At 38.2% G+C, this 19,456-nt stretch carries 18 protein-coding genes; 11 read left to right on the top strand and 7 right to left on the bottom strand.

Features of this window, described 5'->3' with window-relative positions:
• Window positions 1–45 precede the first annotated feature (45 nt).
• From EDC37_RS08545 to cuyB, 4 genes are all read left to right on the top strand, one after another.
• Window positions 46–885: a transporter substrate-binding domain-containing protein gene (locus EDC37_RS08545; protein WP_132550384.1), complete on the top strand. Its 840-nt coding sequence runs from the start codon at window positions 46–48 to the stop codon at window positions 883–885.
• Window positions 885–1,556, top strand: coding sequence for an amino acid ABC transporter permease (locus EDC37_RS08540; protein WP_132550381.1), 672 nt, complete (start codon window positions 885–887; stop codon window positions 1,554–1,556). Before EDC37_RS08545 ends, EDC37_RS08540 begins: the two co-directional genes overlap by 1 nt.
• A gap of 3 nt (window positions 1,557–1,559) precedes the next feature.
• The gene (locus EDC37_RS08535) at window positions 1,560–2,207 is read left to right on the top strand and encodes an amino acid ABC transporter permease (protein ID WP_132550378.1); all 648 of its coding nucleotides are present in this window, start codon (window positions 1,560–1,562) and stop codon (window positions 2,205–2,207) included.
• Between the two features lie 219 nt (window positions 2,208–2,426).
• Window positions 2,427–3,155 (top strand): cysteate racemase, encoded by a 729-nt coding sequence (cuyB, locus tag EDC37_RS08530; RefSeq protein ID WP_132550375.1) that lies wholly within the window; start codon window positions 2,427–2,429, stop codon window positions 3,153–3,155.
• A 57-nt stretch (window positions 3,156–3,212) separates the two neighbouring features.
• Here cuyB and EDC37_RS08525 read toward each other — a convergent pair whose 3' ends face one another.
• On the bottom strand, window positions 3,213–3,761 hold the full coding sequence (locus tag EDC37_RS08525) for a flavoprotein (protein ID WP_132550372.1): 549 nt from the start codon (window positions 3,759–3,761) through the stop codon (window positions 3,213–3,215).
• 413 nt (window positions 3,762–4,174) lie between these two features.
• On the opposite strand from EDC37_RS08525, the gene EDC37_RS08520 reads away from it, so the two are divergent.
• The 5 genes from EDC37_RS08520 (at window position 4,175) to EDC37_RS08500 (ending at window position 10,101) form a co-directional block, all read left to right on the top strand.
• Window positions 4,175–6,304 carry a TonB-dependent receptor gene (locus tag EDC37_RS08520; protein WP_132550369.1) on the top strand — a complete coding sequence of 710 codons (2,130 nt, stop codon included), beginning with the start codon at window positions 4,175–4,177 and terminating at the stop codon, window positions 6,302–6,304.
• A 71-nt stretch (window positions 6,305–6,375) separates the two neighbouring features.
• The gene (locus EDC37_RS08515; protein WP_132550366.1) at window positions 6,376–7,407 is read left to right on the top strand and encodes a FecCD family ABC transporter permease; all 1,032 of its coding nucleotides are present in this window, start codon (window positions 6,376–6,378) and stop codon (window positions 7,405–7,407) included.
• A 56-nt stretch (window positions 7,408–7,463) separates the two neighbouring features.
• The gene (locus tag EDC37_RS08510) at window positions 7,464–8,189 is read left to right on the top strand and encodes an ABC transporter ATP-binding protein (RefSeq protein WP_207900822.1); all 726 of its coding nucleotides are present in this window, start codon (window positions 7,464–7,466) and stop codon (window positions 8,187–8,189) included.
• Between the two features lie 3 nt (window positions 8,190–8,192).
• Window positions 8,193–9,257 carry an ABC transporter substrate-binding protein gene (locus EDC37_RS08505; RefSeq protein ID WP_196589883.1) on the top strand — a complete coding sequence of 355 codons (1,065 nt, stop codon included), beginning with the start codon at window positions 8,193–8,195 and terminating at the stop codon, window positions 9,255–9,257.
• Window positions 9,258–9,312: 55 nt separating this feature from the next.
• Window positions 9,313–10,101: an energy transducer TonB gene (locus EDC37_RS08500; RefSeq protein ID WP_132550360.1), complete on the top strand. Its 789-nt coding sequence runs from the start codon at window positions 9,313–9,315 to the stop codon at window positions 10,099–10,101.
• A 146-nt stretch (window positions 10,102–10,247) separates the two neighbouring features.
• Here EDC37_RS08500 and manZ read toward each other — a convergent pair whose 3' ends face one another.
• From manZ to EDC37_RS08475, 5 genes are all read right to left on the bottom strand, one after another.
• Window positions 10,248–11,066, bottom strand: coding sequence for a PTS mannose transporter subunit IID (manZ, locus tag EDC37_RS08495; protein WP_132550357.1), 819 nt, complete (start codon window positions 11,064–11,066; stop codon window positions 10,248–10,250).
• A gap of 16 nt (window positions 11,067–11,082) precedes the next feature.
• Window positions 11,083–11,898 carry a PTS mannose/fructose/sorbose transporter subunit IIC gene (locus EDC37_RS08490; protein ID WP_132550354.1) on the bottom strand — a complete coding sequence of 272 codons (816 nt, stop codon included), beginning with the start codon at window positions 11,896–11,898 and terminating at the stop codon, window positions 11,083–11,085.
• 97 nt (window positions 11,899–11,995) lie between these two features.
• Window positions 11,996–12,475 (bottom strand): mannose/fructose/sorbose PTS transporter subunit IIB, encoded by a 480-nt coding sequence (locus EDC37_RS08485; protein WP_132550351.1) that lies wholly within the window; start codon window positions 12,473–12,475, stop codon window positions 11,996–11,998.
• Window positions 12,475–12,918 (bottom strand): PTS sugar transporter subunit IIA, encoded by a 444-nt coding sequence (locus tag EDC37_RS08480; RefSeq protein ID WP_132550348.1) that lies wholly within the window; start codon window positions 12,916–12,918, stop codon window positions 12,475–12,477. Before EDC37_RS08480 ends, EDC37_RS08485 begins: the two co-directional genes overlap by 1 nt.
• A 280-nt stretch (window positions 12,919–13,198) precedes the next feature.
• Complete coding sequence (locus tag EDC37_RS08475) at window positions 13,199–15,919, bottom strand: sigma-54-dependent transcriptional regulator (protein WP_132550345.1); 2,721 nt, start codon at window positions 15,917–15,919, stop codon at window positions 13,199–13,201.
• A 288-nt stretch (window positions 15,920–16,207) separates the two neighbouring features.
• Between EDC37_RS08475 and EDC37_RS08470 the strand changes: the two genes are divergently transcribed.
• On the top strand, window positions 16,208–17,158 hold the full coding sequence (locus EDC37_RS08470) for an AEC family transporter (RefSeq protein ID WP_132550342.1): 951 nt from the start codon (window positions 16,208–16,210) through the stop codon (window positions 17,156–17,158).
• Window positions 17,159–17,175: 17 nt separating this feature from the next.
• A complete protein-coding gene (locus EDC37_RS08465; RefSeq protein ID WP_132550339.1) occupies window positions 17,176–18,534 on the top strand; it encodes a TrkH family potassium uptake protein in 1,359 nt (452 codons plus the stop codon).
• Between the two features lie 48 nt (window positions 18,535–18,582).
• On the opposite strand, the gene EDC37_RS08460 is transcribed toward EDC37_RS08465, so the two are convergent.
• Window positions 18,583–19,251, bottom strand: coding sequence for a potassium channel family protein (locus EDC37_RS08460; RefSeq protein WP_132550336.1), 669 nt, complete (start codon window positions 19,249–19,251; stop codon window positions 18,583–18,585).
• Window positions 19,252–19,456: the final 205 nt, after the last annotated feature.

The following is a 19,456-nucleotide window of genomic DNA, read 5'->3' as shown; positions in this document are numbered from 1 at the left end:
TATTGAATAAATGCTAATACTTTTAAATTTAGGGGGTTAATGATTATGTTTTTTGCAAAAAAGAAATTAATGGTTTTGGCTTTGACTGCACTTACGGGATTATCTTTACTAGCGGCAGGCTGCGGCAGTGAAAATACTTCCTCCTCATCGTCTTCTTCATCCTCATCAGCATCTAATGATATCATACAAACAATTAAAGACCGTGGTTATCTTAAGGTTGGCTGTAAAGTAGATGTTCCTTTATTTGGCTATAAAAATCCAGATACAGGCGAACTAGAAGGTTTTGAAATTGATTTATCACATGCAATAGCTAAAAAGATATTTGGCGATCCTTCAAAGGTTGAATTTACACCTGTTGTGGCAAAAACACGCGGACCGTTGCTTGACAGTGGCGAATTAGATACAGTTATTGCTACATATACAATCAATGACGAACGCAAAAAGCAATATGATTTCAGTACTCCATATTATACAGATCCTGTAGGCTTGTTAGTAAAAACAGCAGACAATATCAATTCACTTAAAGACCTTAGCGGCAAAACAATTGCAGTTCCTCAGGGCGCAACAACAAGAAAAGCTGTTGAAGACGCAGCAAAGGCTGCTGGTATAGAAGTTAAATTTGCAGAATTCCCAACATATCCTGAATGTAAAGCAGCTTTGATGTCTGGCCGCGCTGCAGCTTATGCAATGGATACTTCTAATTTGTCTGGTTATGTAGATTCTGAAACTAAAATACTTCCTGATAAATTTGCTCCGCAAGAATATGGTGCCGCTACCAAAAAAGGCAACGATGCTTTAGCTAAACTTATCGAAGATACTATTCAAGAAATGAAAGATTCCGGCGAATTAGATCAACTTCTCACGAAATGGAAGCTTAATAAATAATGGGTGTCAATAATCCTTTTGCGCTTTATAAGTGGCAGGCATTATTTGATGCACGCGATATTTTCATTGACGGCCTAACCACAACTTTAGAAGTGGCGATAGGGGCACTGATCTTATCGGTTTTATTGGGAATAATTTTTGGTATCGCCGGTGTATTTCCAAATAAATTTATACGTGTATTAAATCGTGTGTATGTGGAATTTTTCCAAAATACGCCATTAGTTGTACAAGTGGTTTTTATTTATAACGCCTTACCGCAAATTCATATTGTTATGCCAGTGCTGCTTATTGGTATTATCGGCGTAGGCCTTTACACCGGTGCTTATATGGCAGAGGCTGTGCGCGGCGGTATTTTGTCGGTTTCCAAGGGACAGCTTGAAGCAGCTATGTCGCAAGGATTTAATTATTGGCAGGCAATGTGGTATATAATATTACCCCAGGCAAAACGGGTGATGCTTCCTTCAATGGCAAACCAAGCTATTAATCTTGTCAAAAACACCTCTGTGCTGGCTATGATAGCTGGTGGCGATTTGATGTATCAGGCAGATTCATGGTCTGGGAGTAATATGTATTATGGTCCGGCATATTTAACAGCAGGCGTATCATACTGGATAATATGTTTTCTGCTGAGCAAATACATCAACAAGCTGGAAAAGAAAGCTGAGGTGTGATGAATGGCAGACTTATTTGGGCTAAATAATTTTTTATTTCTGATGGGCGGTTTTAAAGTAACGTTGGAGATTGGCTTTTTCTCCATAATATTCAGCGTTCTGATAGGTACGCTTGTCGGCATAGCCAGGTATTTACGAATACCTGTATTAGGACATATTGGCAGTCTTTATGTAGATATAGTACGTAACATTCCCTGTCTTTTATGTGTCTTGATAGCGCGCTTTATGACACCGCTGCCACCGACCATGTCCGGCATACTGGCTATGTCAGTATTTACGGGAGCAATCATGGCTGAAATTGTTCGTGGCGGTATAAATTCTGTGGCAAAGGGCCAGTTTGAAGCAGCTCTTTCACAAGGTCTCAGCAGATGGCAGATAGTATACCATATCATTTTACCGCAGGCATATCGCAACATTATCCCACCTATGGTTTCCCAGTTTACTACTGTCATCAAGGATTCTTCCTTCGTATGGGCAGTTGGTACAGAAGAACTTACCGGTCGGGGAACAATTTTGATAGGTCGTTATAGCGATACTAGCCATTTATTTATCATCATGGGCTGTGTGGCGCTGATTTATTTTATCGTAAATTACAGTTTGTCCCTAGTTGCCAGATGGGAACATAGACGGTTGACCGCTAAAAGTTATTAAAAATAATATACAGTATAACAATATAAAAAAATGTTTCACAGTAAAAAGCACTTTCGTTTATTTTGTAAGCGGAAGTGCTTTTTGCTGTCCCATATTTACGGATATATCCTGTACTTTATAGATCACTCACTAAAAAGCACATATATATGCATTTGATTTTATCATAACGCTCTTTTATAATAAAGATAAGCAGTAAATTCAACAAAGGTGTGAAATAAAATGTCTAATGAAAAAAAAGCAAGAAAAACCATTGGCATAATAGGTGGCATGGGACCTTTAGCCACATGTGACTTATTTAAGAAAATTATTGAAAAAACAAATGCTGCCAATGACCAAGAATATATACGTGTTTGCATAGACAATAATACAAACATTCCCGATAGGACGGCAGCCATCCTGCACGGCGGTGCAGATCCTGTTCCTGAGATTGTCAGAAGCGGTGTCCTGTTGGAAGGTATGGGCGCTGATGTATTGATTATGCCCTGCAACACAGCACACTATTTTTACAATAAAATTGTTCCCTTTTTGCATGTTCCTCTTTTAAATATGCCGGAAGAAACTGCCCATCGCCTTAAACAGCAAAATGTTAAAACAGCTGGGCTCTTGGCTACAGACGGTACCATAAAATCCAGAGTCTACCACAATATGTTAGAAAAATTAGGAATAAAAGTGGTTACCCCCTCCCCCGTACACCAGAAAAGTGTTATGGACATTATTTATAAAGGTGTCAAAGCTGGGCGCAAGGATATAGATACAACCGGTTTTTACGCAGCAATGGATGAACTGGCAGCAAATGGAGCAGAAAAGTTAATTTTAGGCTGCACAGAATTACCAGTTGCCTTTACAATGTTCAATATAGACCGCCCCGCGATCGATGCGACAGCTGTTTTAGCAGAAGCGGCAGTCCGCTTTGCTGATAAGGATTTATTATTCCCGGCGAATAAATAAAAGTCATTAGCTTTTTTATTTTAGTGCCCTGCAATATCAAAAATATATTGGAGGGCATTATTTTATTTCCATTTTAACAGCCTCTATTATTTCCTGTGGTGCAAGTATTTTACCACATGGCTTGCCATTATCTGGTTCTATAAATTTATAATGGTCTGCATATTTCTTTAAGCGGGTAATATTTTCCTGCATAATAGGATTTTTATACATGACAGGATTCATGCATGGTGCTATAAAGATAGGGACACTGCATGCCAGCAACATGGTCGTCAAGGTATCATCAGCAATAGCACCGGCTATCTTACTGATAATATTGGCTGTTGCCGGTGCTATTATAGCAAAATCTGCCAATTTAGATAAAGGTACATGCGTTGAACTCATATCTGTCAACTTTTCCCACATATCCGTTTCCACTTTATTGCCTGAAGCTCGCTGAAAGCTTATAGGTGAAACAAATTTCATGGCATTTTCTGTCATTACTACATGCACATCAGCACCAAGTTTAGTCAGCTGTGTAACTGTTTCTACACTTTGCCAAACAGCATTACCACCGCTTATGCCAAAAATGATATGCTTTCCCTGAAACGGGTTTTCTTCTACTAACACAAAAAAGCCTCCTTAAAATTAACATATTAACATCTACAAATTAGTGTATAATCAATTATATATCTTTTATCACTTAAAAATAAGGAAAATAAGATATTTATTTATAAAATTAGAAAATACGTAAAGAAAACAATTACTGTTAATTATTTTAATGATATTAAAATTTTTAGTCAATTATATAAATTAGTTATACAATTAACAAATTTTTACCTATTGGTTTATATTTAGTCTATTTATATATAAAAAACATTTTTTTCTCTCTAAAAAGTATTTTTTACTAGTAATTTATAAGGATTTATTTAATTTGTATAAATTGACATAAATTAAGTAAAATTCTATTATAAAAAACAAGCAAAGAAGCCTATCAACAATAATAGGCTTCTTTTTTATTATTTACATTGGGGGAGATTAGAGTGAAGGATGTAAATCGCAAGCTGTTGCCATTAATGCTGGGAATATCATTATCAATAGGCGGTACTGTTTATGCGGATAGTCCAGAGTCTGTTACGCAGGTAGAACTGCCTGCGCAGACAATCGTCGGCGAAAAAGAAAACAAGGACAACGCAGCATACCACGACGGAAGTGACTACAAAGAACCTGCCTACAGTAGGTTATCTATACCCGAAAGCTCCAAAGCTGGTACAGAGGTAATAACACATGAGCAAATAGAAAGGATGCATCCCCACTCAGTCCTAGATATCCTGCAAAGAGCCATGGGCATAAGTTATACGTATCAAGGAGTAAAGGTGCGGGAAACGTTGCAGGACAGAGGCGGTGACAATCTAGGCCTCATTATAGATGGTTCCTATATCGTCTATTCACAGCAGGCAAGGGGAATGCTCAGTAACCTGCCTGTATCAATGATCGATTCAATAGCGATTGTGCGAGATTCGACTATTCTTACAATGGGACCGATAGAAGCCTTTAAGAGTCCTACCGGCGCACCGAACCAAGGTTTTGTAGTCATTAAAACCCTGAAATCTACCAAGCAAACGAGAAATCTTTCTATTTCTACAGGTAATTTTTCGACTAACGGACAAAGCATACATATTGGTGATAAAGATGCTAATGGACTTTCTTATGATTTTGCCTACGCACATAAAAGCTCTGCCGGTAAAAGCGGTTGGAATAATGATTATGCTTACAATGCTGCCTTATTTAAAATAGGTAAAGAATCTAAAACTACCGATAATGAACTTTCTTTTTATTATAATGACGGCATGTCCGGATCACAAATGGGATTTGTCCGTGGCAGTACAAGTGTAATCGCCGATCCTGATTATGTAGCTAAATATGATCCAGTAAAAGCTGCTATCTTAGGATATACATTTTATAAACACTGGTCTAACGGTTCTACTACCGGACTTTCCTTAAATTACAATAAATTAAATGGCCTTTTCGTAGCAAAACATAATGGCATCATGAATAATACCACCGGAAAGGTTTTTACGGATGAATATAACCAAGAAGACGAAAGTGTATACGAAGGAAATTTGTGGCAAGCCTGGCAGACTAAAAATTCTGTCACAAAAATAGGCCTGCAAGCATTGAAATGGAAATCACCAGAAGGCGCAATTTATTTTTATGGCTTTGGCCCATTTGATGAACAAATATATAGTGCTTATGCATCATATCAACAAAAAGTTGGTAAAAAATTAACCTGGGATGGAGCCATGCGTATAGACCGCCATCACGTAACCGACAGCGCACAAAAATACAGCGGTGCCGGAAGCAATCCAAAACGTATCCACGATGAATGGCTGGGTTCGGCAAAAAGCATTGCCCTAGGCGCTGCCTATCAGGCCAATGACACATACGAATTATTTGCACGTACTTCTTACACAGAAACACCGCCCAACAGTTATATCGTAGGTGACCGGCTAGTTAACGGAAAACATGTCCCCGATCTCAATGCAAAGTTTGCTGACGATAAACGTCTTAAATACGAAATTGGCGTTACAGCGCATTATACCCCTGCTTTCAATGCCTCCCTCACAGGTTTTTATTATGATATTAAAAATGACAAAAGTGCCGTCCAACAAGGTATTGATGTCAATGGCAATGCAGCAAAATCTGCTATAGATTCATATACTACATATGCCCAAAGCGATGTAAAACGCAAAGGCTTGGAGTTATCACTACACGGTATGATAAATAAATATCTCAGTTACAATACAGGCTATACCTATTTTACTGCCGGTAATAATCCCAGCTCGGCACTTGTGCCCCATTCCCAGTACACGGCTTCCCTTATGTATGATAAAGGTGATTATTCAGGGTCTTTATCTTTACTGCATGTCGGCAATTTTAAAAACGCGCTTACGGATACCACAAATGTAGGTGATTTCACTACGCTGAATGCCAGTCTAAGTAAAAAGATCAATGATAATCTTACCGTTTCTATATTTGGCGATAATATAACGAACCAGCATTATGCTACCAACCACCGTGATGTTGACAGACCGGATTTTACAGGAGCTGTAAAAGGATATTGGTATAATGAAGGCGCTGTATACGGTATCCAGTTTGATTATAATTTTTAATGGACTTATTTTATATAAACCGCACATATTGCCCCAATATATGCAGCATAATTTTCAGGAGTAGTTATTATATGAGAATGCAAAATACAAAGCATCATAATAATAAAATCATCTATTTAATATTCGGCAGCATCCTGCTCGGTTCTTTTTTATTATCTTTTTTAGTTGGCAGTTATGATTTGTCATTGAATAATCTGCTGCATTTATTATGGGAAGGAACAAGCGGCTCATATTCAGGCGAAAGCAGCTCAGCAGCAACCATTATTTTCGAAGTTCGTATGCCACGCATCCTAGCAGCAATGGGCATAGGCGCCGCCCTATCAATAGCCGGTACCTCCTACCAAAGCATATTTCGCAACCCAATGGCTTCACCGGATCTTTTAGGTGCGTCGGCAGGTGCTGGCTTTGGTGCTGCCTTAGGCTTATTATTCAATTTCAATATGATGGAAATACAGCTTATGGCCTTTATAGCCGGAATGGCTGCCGTGCTCATCACCTATCTAATAGGCAATTTTATTAACAGTGGCAGCTCTACCATAGCCCTTATTTTGACGGGTATTGTTGTTTCTACATTATTCCAGGCTTTTATTTCCATAATTAAATACACGGCCGATCCTGATGGCAAATTGCCTGACATTGTTTTTTGGCTTATGGGCGGGTTGAATAATATCACTTACAGTGATTTGGATTTTTTCTTTATTATGTTTTGTATCGGGGCGATACCTTTATTTTTATTGCGCTGGCGTTTAAATGCATTGATGTTTGGCTCTGAAGAAGCTTTGGCTCTAGGTGTAAACGCAACTATGTTACAGCTAATCACCATTATCTGTGCAACCATTTTAACAGCAAGCTCGGTGGCTATAGCAGGAATAATTGGCTGGGTTGGTCTGGTTATTCCCCATCTGGCACGCCTGCTAAGCGGTGCGGATAACCGGATCGTACTCATTAATTCTTGTATTCTAGGTGCAGCTTTTTTACTTTTAGCCGATGATGCGGCTCGTTCCATTGTTGCTTCAGAAATTCCCATAAGTATTATAACTTCAATAATAGGGGCTCCATTTTTCATTTTGATGTTATATAGTTTTCGGGGGCGATTATCATAGAACTCACTATAAAGAATCTTTCCTGCGGCTATGCCCATAACAGCGTAGTAAAAAATATGAATTTCACAGTCACATCAGGAGAAGTAATTTCCCTACTCGGTCCAAACGGAGTAGGGAAAACGACTTTATTAAGAACGATTATGGGCTTTTTAAAACCGCTGAACGGTATAGTTTCCCTAGATGATAGAAACATTTTATCCCTGCCGCGAAAATACATTGCCAGCCGTATAGGTTATGTGCCGCAGATAAACCAGCATTCATTTTCCTTGTCTGTGGAAGATGTCATTATCTTAGGTCGTCTTTCCCATTTAGGTATCTTTGCCCATCCTGGTTACAAAGATATGCAGATTGCCGAAGAAACACTCAAAGTATTAAACATAGAATCTTTACGACATAAAATCTTTAATAATTTAAGCGGTGGTGAACAGCAGATCGTCATGATTGCCCGAGCATTAGTACAAAAACCGATGTTTTTAATTATGGATGAACCAACTTCAAACTTGGACTTTGGCAATCAAATACGCATATTAAAGATAATAAAGCATTTGGCGAAATGCGGCATCAGTGTACTATTTACCACGCATCTTCCCGACCAGGCATTTTTATGTGAAGTTAAGGTAATACTTTTTTATAAGAATGCAGAACCGGAGATTGGCAAAGCAGCAGATGTATTGACAGAACATAACTTACAAAGAGCATACGGTGCCGCTATTAAAGTTATTACCCAAAAGAATGATGATGGAAGTATCCTAAAAACATGTGTCCCGATGATGGGAGAATAAATTATGCGTAATATAAAATTTATAAGAAAAATAATTATAATACTCATTGCCATAGGTCTGGCAATAAGTATTATTGGCTGCAAAAGTATTCTTAATAACAGCTCTGCAACGGATAGCACACCAGAAACTATGCGTACCATTACAGATATGACAGGACAGCAGGTGCAAATACCGACTAATATAAAAAAATATGCAGTTGGCTGGTATGCGCATAATGAAGTTTTGGTGATGCTTGACCATGCAGATGGGATGGTTGCTACGCATATGCAGCAAAAAGACTTCCCATGGCTTTATAAAATCGCCCCGAAAATGAATAATGCACTATCTACGTTTGGGGATGATTTTAATTTAGAAGCCTTGCTGGCACGTAAACCCGATGTAGTCTTCGATTCCACTGATAAAAACAGGAATAAATTAGCCTCTGTACATATTCCCCTCGTAAATTGTTATTTCGATAACTATGACGATATGGAAAAGGCTATAACCCTGACTGCGGATATAATGGGCGGTGATGCCATTAACCGCGCTGCTGCCTATAATTCTTATCTCAACGAAAAATTGAATTGGATAAAAGATATCACCGCACAAATTGCAGAAAATGATAAACCAAAGGTATTGCATTTGCAATCGATAGATCCATTAAAAGCAGATGGCAGACAGACGATCATTGATACTTGGATAACTACAGCCGGTGGTATAAATGCAGCTTCAGAAATAAAAGGTAATATGCAGCCTATATCAAATGAACAGATAATAAAATGGAATCCGGATATAATTATCCTTGACGCTGCCTGCAACCCGGATGATATATTACAAAGCACACCGCTAGCAAATGTAACCGCTGTAAAAAATGGCAAAGTATACATCAATCCACGTGGTGGTTTCGCCTGGGATCGCTATGGCATTGAAGAAGCTTTGCAGATTCAGTGGGCAGCCCAATTATTCCATCCTGATCTATACAAAGATCTTGATTTACCGCATGAAGTTAAAAATTTTTATAAGCAATTTCTTTGGACAGACCTCACAAATGAAGATGTAATAAAAATTTTACACGGTGAACACCCTTAATCTTCTGCCATATTCATTAAAATCAATATACGGTATTTCCAGCGGGAGTATTATTATGGAAAACTTTAATTATTATCGGACAGGATGGCTGGTCTCTCTAGGAATCCATATCATTTTTTTCCTTATAATAGCGTATAATGGTATTTTTTCTAATATAAGTAAAAATGTGCAAGAACCTAATACCGAAATCTATGTAGCCAATATTAGTACAGCAAGTGGCGGTGAATCGGGCGACACAGGATCTTTAAATAATGCATCAGATGATATTTTATTCAGCCAGGATGAAAACGATTCAACCGATACAGAAAATAACAATGACCAAACTGCTACCAAAATGACTGACAATAAACATAAAATTGTTGATGAGAACAGTTTCTCAGGGAAAAATAAAAGTACTGCTGCTAAAATATCTAATGGAGAAAGCAGTGCTGGAAAAAGAGCATCTGCCAGCAGTGGCTCCGGCACTAACGATGGTAAAAGTCACGGAGCGGGAAATGGTCAAGGAAATGATGGCAAAGCCGGTGAAGGTGATTCCGCTGAAACAGATGATGCCACCGCACGCCAAGCGGTGGTCCTGCCTGTTCCGCTGAATGCTCCTAAACCTTCTTATCCGTATACCATGCGTTCTTCCGGTGTTGAAGGAATAGTAACGATAAGCTTTCTCGTAGATGGCTCGGGACAAGTCGAAACAGTATCGGTTGTTTCTTCTTCTGGTGGCGAAGCTTTCGATGAAGCAGCCTTGTCTGCCGCCCGTCAATGGACTTTTTCCCCTGCCCAAAATGAAAAAGGACAGCCTGTCAGCTGTCGTATAAGCCAAACTTTTTATTTTAAGATGAACGGCTAATGGCGATACAGTATGTCAAATAAAAAATGGTTTTGCTGAATTTTTAAGATCATTTCAACAAAACCATTTTTGTTAAGCAGGGATTATGCTTTGCAATATTATTTTAATATAACACTATAGGTATAGTGTTTAGGGTTAACGACAAATTACATGCCTAGGATACCAGTCCAATAACCGAGGATACCAACGGCAAACAAACCGAAAATAATCCATATCGGGTTGACTTTATTCTTCATGAGCTTAATGCACAGGAAGGTCAAAAGAAGCGGTATGAGCCCTGGCATCAACTGATCCAAAATGGTTTGCACTGTTGTCACAGCCACAGTACCATCCTGTTTTTGGATAGTAGAAATAACAATAGGGACATGTACCGAAGTCCACTTATTAACTAATGCACCCATAACAAAAAGTCCTAAAATTGATGCACCTTCAGTAATTTTTTGCAGGGCATTGCCAGCAACATCAGCAATGACATCAGTACCTTTTTCATAACCATATTTGATACCATACCAACGCACGAGAAGACGAATCAAGTTAAATAAGACAAAGAACAATATAGGGCCGAATAAGCTTCCGCCTAATGCGAAAGAAGCACCTAATGAAGCTGTTATAGGACGTACCGTTCCCCAGAATATAGGATCACCGACACCAGCCAAAGGTCCCATCATCCCAACTTTAAGGCCGTTTATAACACCGTCCTGGATGTCTTTACCATTTGCTTTTTGTTCTTCTAATGCTGTAACTACACCAATGATTGGTGCCGTTACAAAAGGATGTGTATTATAAAATTCAAGATGTCTTTTTAAGGCTTGTTTGCGTTCATCACCTTTGTATAATCTTTTGATGATAGGAATCATCCCAAAGCAAAATCCTAAGGCCTGCATACGTTCCATATTCCAGGAGCCCTGTAGTAAGTTTGAACGGACAAACGTCCAGAAAAAGTCGCTTTTAGTTAATTTTTTCATTGTATTTTCCTCCTTTTCAATCATCTAAATCATCATCAAGATCATCGTCTTGGCCGCCATTAGATGCAGGAGCTGCCGCCGCGACTGCCGGTTTATTATATTTAGGGTTAAGCTGAATATACACTATAGCCAGAACCAAACCGATAACGCCAAAAGCAACAAGGTTAAACTGTGTGAAACCTGCAATGACAAAGCCGAGGAAGAAGAACGGCATCAGATAGCCTGCCTGCATCATGTTGATTACCATAGCGTAACCAACAACTACTATGAATCCACCAGCTACCTGCAAGCCGCCTGTGATGACGGGAGGAATAGCATCGAGCATAGATTGTACTGCACCTGTACCTATATACATTGCAACGAGTATAGAAGGAATAGCTACACGCAATGCCTGAAGTGCCAGTGCGCTAAGATGGCATATGTCTATACCGCGCAGACTGCCTTTTTCAGCAAAACCATCGGCTTTATGCTGAAAGAAAACTGTTATTGTACGGCATAAGATAGTCAGCACCTGCCCTGCGGCTGCCAGCGGCATTGCTATGGCAATACCGGCACCGATGCTTTGATGTCCTGCAATAACTAAAATTGTTGAAATAACTGAAGCCAAGGCTGCATCTGGTGCCATTGCCGCACCGATGTTCATCCAACCAAGGGCGATCATTTCCAATGTACCACCGATAATGATCCCAGTAGTTATATCTCCTAAAATAAACCCAATGAGTGTACAAGCAATTAATGGCCTGTGAGTTTGAAATTCATCCAGTACGCTCCCCATTCCTGCTACAGCAGAAACAATAAAAATTGCAATAAGTTGAGCACCATTGATTTCCATTATGAATACCTCCTAATTATTAATTTATAAATAAAGTTCTTATTTCAACTGAAAACTATTCAGTTGAAATTTAGATTACCTGAGTCCATTCATAAAATTATTTTTTCAAAAGTTCCATTATATCAACTTTCTTATCTGTATCGACTTTCCTACATTCTAGTTCTATACCTTTTTCATGCAGCTTTTTAAACGATTCTTCATCTTTTGCATCGACTGATATAGCACCGCTGACTTGACGTTTGCCTTCTTTGAAACTCATGCCGCCTATATTGACACTTTTTATGTCTACGCCCGCTTCAACCATACGCAAAACACTTGTCGGATTGGTAAACAGCAATAGGCACTTATCGTCTTTATATTTGGGATTATTATAGACACGAATGGCTTTATCGACATTTACAACACTGGACTTTATACCGGGAGGCGCAACCTGTTTTAAAAGTGTTGCCCTGATATTGTCTGCGGCTACTTCATCATCACAAACAATTATTCTTTCACATTTAGTTACCTTCGCCCATACAGTAGCCACTTGGCCATGTATGAGTCTATCATCAATACGTGCTAATACAATTTTCATTATAAATCGTCTCCTTCATCATCAGTCTCTATACTTACCATGCTTTTGTGAAACTCTTTTATTCCTGTGCTGGCAGCTTCCTTTGCTTTTGCTAAAACAGCAGTTATAGGTGCTTCGCTGCTGGCAGCCAAACGATAATTTATGACTTCAATCAGCATTGGCAGGTTGACCCCCGTTACCACACCGCAGCGTTCATCGGCAGCAGCAATTCGGCAGGCAGCGTTATAAGGACTTCCGCCGAATAAATCGTTTAATATTATAATTCCATTTTCTATGCCAAGTTCTTTTATGGCCTGTTCATATTTTATATTTAAATCGTCAGGACCTTCTCCCGGAATTAAGGTAACAGTCCTTAATTTATCTGGCTGTCCGCAAATCATTGCGCATGTCTTTACCAGTTCTTCCGCTAAATGACCATGAGTTCCAACAATAATACCGAGCATATCCCTCAACCTCCTTTACCTCTATACTTAAATACATACGCAAGAATCATGCCAATATTGTGTGTCACTTAAAAAGAGCGTATTATCAGACTTTATAGAAACTTATTTAATTTTTGACACAGTCACAAATGACACAGTTATAAAAAAGCATCACAATGTTTGACACATTGCGATGCTTTTTTGACACACTATAATTATCTCAAAAAAATTTAATTTATAAAAATATCGGTGAACCAAAAATCTTTATATCATTTATAAAGATTCACATCGAAAATCTTATTCATATCATGGCCACTATATAGGACAATTCATCTTCATCAAGGGTAATTTGCAAAATTCTCTCAAATACAGATGCAGTACGTTTTACCTTATCCAATTTAAGTGGTTCGATTTCTCCTGCCAATGCCTTGTTATATTTGATGCTATTGTGAGTTATCTGGCGTTCCAAAGCACAGCCAGTATGGACTACTATTTTCAGTTTTTGTGCATTGGAAAACTTTGTACCAAAAATTTTCTCCAATTTTTCCACAAATTCTATCAACAAGTTTATTACTTTATCAGGATTTAAATATAAAAGGATTTCTTTAAGCGCATCCGCACATAAATGGCGAAGGACTATATTACTGTCCTCTATACGCTGCGGCGCAGTATGTGCCATACCGGGCAAAAGACATAATAAGGCACTGTCCTTACCGCTCAATATTGTTTCCAAAGGAATAAACGGAGCATCTATTTGTGGATCCATAATCCCCACCGACGCTAATATATTATATTTTTCTGACAGCTTTTTTATGTTTTCTTTCATATCATATATACTTATCGGTATGATTTTAATATGCATAATTCCTGCGTTGAGCAAAATATCCCAGATCATCTGTTTTAATTTTTCTGCGGTACCTTCACCAGAACTGCAAATTGTGATAATTATATCTTTCTTTTCTTTACTAGATAAAATAGTGCTGTCATCATAGCCGCCAAAAGATTTCAAGGAATCATACACTGCTTGCAAAGTAACCCCTGCCATATCTACCTTTCGCATGGCTTCAAGCACCAGCGGTGTAGTAACCATATTTATAGTCAAAATGGAGATATTGAGCTTTTCCTGTATAAGTGGACCAAAGTTACATAGCGAACCCATATCCGCCATCAGCAAAACGCCTTGGCTGCAATTAATATGCCGCAATCTTTCTACGATCCGCTCAAGCATTTCGTTTGGCTTGCATTCGAGCGGCATATCAAAAGGAATTAACTGTACTTTTGTCGCACTGAACAGCTTACGGGCAACATCACAGACCGAACTGGCAGTATAGTTACCATGCATTGCTACCGCAATAACAATTTTATCCGTTATATCCTCTTGTTTTAAAGATTGAAGCAGCATCGCAAAATATTCCATTTCTGAATTGGCAATCTCTATATTATAATGGCTTTCGATTAATGCCTTAATTTCCTGTGCCAGTTCAAATTCCAGTGTAGAAGTATTAACCATTCCTGACAGTGAATTGCGAAATTGCTTTTTTTCCTTAATTCGCGCAAATAATGAACTCAAATGTAAACCAAAAGCATATAAAAAGCGTTCCTTTGATATCAGATTAATTTTTTCGGCGACGAGATCAGCCACCTGTTGTGTAAAATCAACCATATCTGCATCAATTATTTTTAAAAGACGGTCATGTACCGATAAAGTCACATTTTGTTTTTGTTTTAAATAAAAGTTTTTTAAATAAGCGTTTACGTCAGCAATCATTACCTGCTGTACTACATCATCAGCAATTCCTTCGCCCTTTAAAATTTTTACTTTATTTTCTACCATTTGGTAAAGGTTAAATTTTTCACCTTCGACTTCCTTTGGCAGTTTACCTTTGCTGTCTGGTGTTACGTAAAATTCATTGCCTATAGTTGCTGAAATAGCAGCCATATCCTGCCTTTTGGTACTCATAGCCAATATACCTGATTTTATTCGGGAAGGGAGTATATGATAATCTATATCTATATATTTACGATTTTTTATATTGAGTAAACCCTGGGCACATAAAAGGCGTACATTCGATTCAAGCTGACCAACATTTCCGGGTCCAATGCTCCCAATCAACGCTTTTATTGCATCTCCGCTCACCTTTATTGGTCTTTTTATACAACGTGATTCTCTCAAAAATAACAGTTTTGTGATCTCTAGTTTTTCTTCAACAGGTCGCTCTGATAATGGTGGTATTTCAATAATATTAGGAATACGCCTTTTAAATGTCTTGGTCAGGACAGAATCTGGATCTTCCGTTGTCGCACAGATTATCAGCACACGCGCTTTCCGTTCACGCTTTGTTTCCCCCAACCTGTTAAAAGTACCAGTGTCCATAAAATAAAAAATCATTTCCTGGCCTTCAGGCGGCAGGCGATGTACTTCATCAAGAAAAAGCACACCTTCATCAGCCGATTCTATCAACCCAATAGCACTAGTATCAGCTCCGGTAAAAGCTCCCTTAGCATGGCCGAAAATATGCGATATTAAAAGCTGTGGGTTATTGTAATAATCCGCGCAATTAAATGTTATAAAAGGAGTATTTTGTTTGAAATGGCCTATTTCGCGTCCATATTCAAACATCATATGGGCAAATAACGTTTTACCCACACCTGTCTGTCCCAAGATAAGTGTATGCAATCCATTTGGTGGATAAATTATGGCCGCTTTTGCTTGATCTATTTGTGCTTTAAGGCTTACGCCCACGAATTTGCTAAAAGCACTACTATGTTCATTTACCTTTTTAGTTTCGATATGTCTTTTTATGTTCTTTATCTTGCCATCACTATAAAAATAACGGACAGGACGGCCGTTGGCTTTTTCTATCTTCTTTTGCCTGTAAAGTTCGTTCAATTCACGGCTTACATTACTGCGTAAAATGTCCAGTTTTTGGGCAATCTGCTCAGCTGTCAGACCTCTTTCATGCAATGCCCCTGTTTCATAGACTTGTTTCATATACGCATAAATACGATCAATACGTTTCATAAGCTGCGCTCCAATATAATCACTTTTATTATTATACTAGCCTTCCTGAATATATCATTTAATCCATTTGGTTTTCGCGTTGCGAAACGGTCATAAAAAAAGAGAAGCATCCTGCTTTAATAAAATATGTACAGGAAAAAGTACTATTTAAAATATATTATCGCAGATATATAGAACGTTTACAAGTAACGCTGTTATTATCTGCTAAAATGAAAATAAACATTGACAATATAAGCATATCCATTATCATGATATTATATTAATAAATTTTTTTGGAAGGATCTTTCGATGGAGCAGTCAAATATTCGTATAATTTATATTTTTGTCGACCTTATTCTCCCGCTTATAGTTGGTTATTTTTTGCATAAGCGTAAATGGATGAGTATTGAAACATGCAATTTACTCCTTAAAATAAATATCAGAGGTATTGCCACCATATTGGCTATGGGAAGTTTTTGGCTCATGGAGATCAGTGCTGATTTTATAATCATTCCCATCTATGGCATCGTTGTATGCCTAATACCGGGCCTTCTTTCCTACCCACTCGGCAAACATCTTAAAAATCCCCGAGCCGTAGGCGCTTTTCTACTTACTGGATACCTTTCGAATATTGGTACACTTGTGGGTTTGTGCGGTTTTGTGTTGTATGGAGAAATGGGGTTTGCTTATATACAAGCAGTCGCCATTTTCCAAAATGTATTTACCCTTTTAGTCTGCATTCCAATGGCAGGCTATTATCAACAACTCTCTAGGGCACGTTCGGCTGATATACATTTTAGCCCGCAATGGCGTGATATTCTTATAAGCTGGAATCAACTGGCACTGGTTGGTGTGCTCATAGGATTTTTCCTGTCATTGTACCATGTTCCACGCCCTGCACTTTTCCCGCCCGTCTTTGATTCATTAGTTCATATTGGTGCCTGGATAGGGATGCTTCCTATCGGTTTCCTTATAAAATTTTCTACATTAAAAATTTATTTACGGGAAGCACTTATGATGCTGCCAATAAAATTCGTAATCCTTCCTTTATTGGTCTATTTTGCTTTTTCCTTGTTCACCGATAATAAAATGATTATTAATACGATGACCTTAATCGGGGCTGCCCCAGCCGCCATAAATTCGATTGCCATAAGTCAACTTTATAAGCTGAACACCAATATGTCTACGGCAATATTTATGATTACTACAGCCGTATTTTTTATTATTGTTTTTCCTATTTTTTATTTGTTCATATATTAATAGGCTTTGGGGGTATCATGACAAATATATTAATAAGCCGATTGCAAAAAAGACGTTTATTGACTCCTTACCAAACATTAGTTTTGAGTTTTATTTTAGTCACTTTTTTAGGGGCATTGCTTTTAATGCTTCCTTTGTCCTCGCGTTCTGGAGAAAGTCTTTCTTTCACTAATGCTTTATTTACTGCAGCTTCCGCTGTATGCGTAAATGGGCTTACCGTGGTTGATACAAGCCGGTATTTCTCATATTTTGGTCAGATGATTATTATTCTCCTAATTCAAATAGGCGGTTTAGGCGTCATGACCATAACTATAATAATAACCGTTATAGCCGGTCGGCAAATACGTTTAAAAAGCAGAATTTTGATGCAAGAATCTTTAAATCTGTTGAGCTTTGCCGGTGTTGTGAGATTGTTCATAAGCATCGTCATTGAAACTTTCATTATTGAATTTATAGGTGGTTCTATTCTGGCGATACGTTTTTATCAGGATTTTGGCATAAAAGGAATTTATATGGGCTATTGGCATGCTGTATCGGCCTTCTGTAATGCCGGCTTTGACATAATAGGCGGGGAAGGCATCGCTGCCTACATCACAATGCCTTCTGTTTGTATGACTTTATCTATCCTTGCCGTCATAGGCGGTATTGGCTTTGGGACAATAGAAGAATTAAAAGAACGCTTTCTTTATAAAAGAAAATTTCGTTTTTCACTAAATACCAAAGTCGTCCTCTTTACAACGGCTATCCTTTTAATTGTTGGCGCAATTAGCATGTTTTTACTTGAATATAATAACACCGCCACACTAGGCAACATGTCACTGACCAATAAATATCTGGCCTCGTTTTATCTTTCAGTGGTTTCACGCACTTCCGGATTTGCTCTTGTGGATACGGCTGACCTCGGCAATGCGGCACTTTTCCTCATAATGATCCTCATGTTTATAGGTGGCTCACCTGGCTCTACTGCCGGAGGAATAAAAACTACGACATTTGCAGTCATATTTTCTTCTGTTCTGCATATCATTAATGGGAAAGATGATGTTGTCCTTTTCGGCCGGCGGCTGGAAACAGATACAGTTATGAAAGCATTGGCTTTGTTCTTTATATCATCTTCATTTATAGTCAGTGCCACAATGTATCTCTTTATCACTGAAAACTTTACTTTTATCCAAACCTTGTTTGAAGTCGTATCCGCTTTTGCTACTGCTGGACTTACTACCGGAATAACACCTTTGCTTTCGGATAGCAGTAAGCTTGTACTGATTATCATAATGATCATAGGTCGTGTTGGCATCGCCACATTTACTTTATCGTTAGCATTAAACCATAAGAAAAATTATGTGCGCCGCCCTTCAGAAAAAGTAAGTATTGGTTAATAAATGACAAAGCTGCACAGCATTCGTATAATGTTGCGCAGCTTTTATTTATTCTAGGCTTTCCAAACCATTAATCCCATTGTTGTCACCGACGACAACAATTACATCATTTTCGTGAAATTTTTCTGATGGCATTGGTGAAACAATCAAATGGCGGCCACGTTTTATTGCTACGACATTTATATTGTATTTGGCACGCAAATTTGCCTCAATCAAAGTTTTACCAATAAAAGCTTTTGGCAGCGTTGTTTCTGCTATACTGAATTCATCCGACAACTCTATATAATCCATCACATTGGTAGACACCAGATTATAAGCAACGCGCTGTGCCATATCATGTTCAGGCGCCACCACTCGATCTGCACCTATTTTCTCCAAAACTTTCATTTGCAGCGGAGTCCTAGCCATTGCTACGATATATTTAACACCTATCTCTTTTAGCTGCAATGTGGTCATTATATTAGACTCAATATCTTCACCTATTGCTACTATCACAACATCAAAATTCAAAATACCAAGTTCACGCAATGCATTTTCATCTGTAGAATTGGCTTGTACTACATGTGTAAAATCATTACTAAAATCCTGCACTTTTTTTAAATCATTATCAATAGCAAGCACATCATAGCCCATCTTGTAAAGTGATACGGCCATACTGGAACCAAAACGCCCTAAACCAATCACTGCAAATTGTTTGCCACTTTTTTTCACTTTCATGGAATTCCTCGTCCCTCGCCAAATATCTTTATACTAAAAATTTAACATATATTATCATAATAACTAGAAGTAATATATATGGCAAGAGTCCTTCATGATGTTTTTTAATTGTAAGCGCAAAATAAAACAGTGGCTGTAAAATATACCCTAAACATGAGATAATTCCTTTAGAGTTTTCAGAGCAGGTCGAAAAACTCGAAAAAAT

The sequence above is a fragment of the Pectinatus cerevisiiphilus genome (assembly GCF_004341685.1).
GTDB lineage: Bacteria > Bacillota > Negativicutes > Selenomonadales > Selenomonadaceae > Pectinatus > Pectinatus cerevisiiphilus.
Note: the sequence above shows the minus strand (reverse complement) of the source record. Positions and strands in the feature narration are given on the sequence as shown.

What these genes read in the sequence shown, in the direction of transcription:
- EDC37_RS08515 (WP_132550366.1), top strand. Translation starts at nt 6,376, where the DNA reads ATGAGAATGCAAAATACAAAGCATCATAATAATAAAATCATCTATTTA.
- EDC37_RS08465 (WP_132550339.1), top strand. Translation starts at nt 17,176, where the DNA reads ATGACAAATATATTAATAAGCCGATTGCAAAAAAGACGTTTATTGACT.
- EDC37_RS08470 (WP_132550342.1), top strand. Translation starts at nt 16,208, where the DNA reads ATGGAGCAGTCAAATATTCGTATAATTTATATTTTTGTCGACCTTATT.
- EDC37_RS08540 (WP_132550381.1), top strand. Translation starts at nt 885, where the DNA reads ATGGGTGTCAATAATCCTTTTGCGCTTTATAAGTGGCAGGCATTATTT.
- EDC37_RS08510 (WP_207900822.1), top strand. Translation starts at nt 7,464, where the DNA reads ATGAATTTCACAGTCACATCAGGAGAAGTAATTTCCCTACTCGGTCCA.
- EDC37_RS08505 (WP_196589883.1), top strand. Translation starts at nt 8,193, where the DNA reads ATGCGTAATATAAAATTTATAAGAAAAATAATTATAATACTCATTGCC.
- EDC37_RS08485 (WP_132550351.1), bottom strand. Translation starts at nt 12,475, where the DNA reads ATGAAAATTGTATTAGCACGTATTGATGATAGACTCATACATGGCCAA.
- EDC37_RS08500 (WP_132550360.1), top strand. Translation starts at nt 9,313, where the DNA reads ATGGAAAACTTTAATTATTATCGGACAGGATGGCTGGTCTCTCTAGGA.
- EDC37_RS08480 (WP_132550348.1), bottom strand. Translation starts at nt 12,918, where the DNA reads ATGCTCGGTATTATTGTTGGAACTCATGGTCATTTAGCGGAAGAACTG.
- EDC37_RS08545 (WP_132550384.1), top strand. Translation starts at nt 46, where the DNA reads ATGTTTTTTGCAAAAAAGAAATTAATGGTTTTGGCTTTGACTGCACTT.
- cuyB (WP_132550375.1), top strand. Translation starts at nt 2,427, where the DNA reads ATGTCTAATGAAAAAAAAGCAAGAAAAACCATTGGCATAATAGGTGGC.
- EDC37_RS08460 (WP_132550336.1), bottom strand. Translation starts at nt 19,251, where the DNA reads ATGAAAGTGAAAAAAAGTGGCAAACAATTTGCAGTGATTGGTTTAGGG.
- EDC37_RS08475 (WP_132550345.1), bottom strand. Translation starts at nt 15,919, where the DNA reads ATGAAACGTATTGATCGTATTTATGCGTATATGAAACAAGTCTATGAA.
- manZ (WP_132550357.1), bottom strand. Translation starts at nt 11,066, where the DNA reads ATGAAAAAATTAACTAAAAGCGACTTTTTCTGGACGTTTGTCCGTTCA.
- EDC37_RS08490 (WP_132550354.1), bottom strand. Translation starts at nt 11,898, where the DNA reads ATGGAAATCAATGGTGCTCAACTTATTGCAATTTTTATTGTTTCTGCT.
- EDC37_RS08535 (WP_132550378.1), top strand. Translation starts at nt 1,560, where the DNA reads ATGGCAGACTTATTTGGGCTAAATAATTTTTTATTTCTGATGGGCGGT.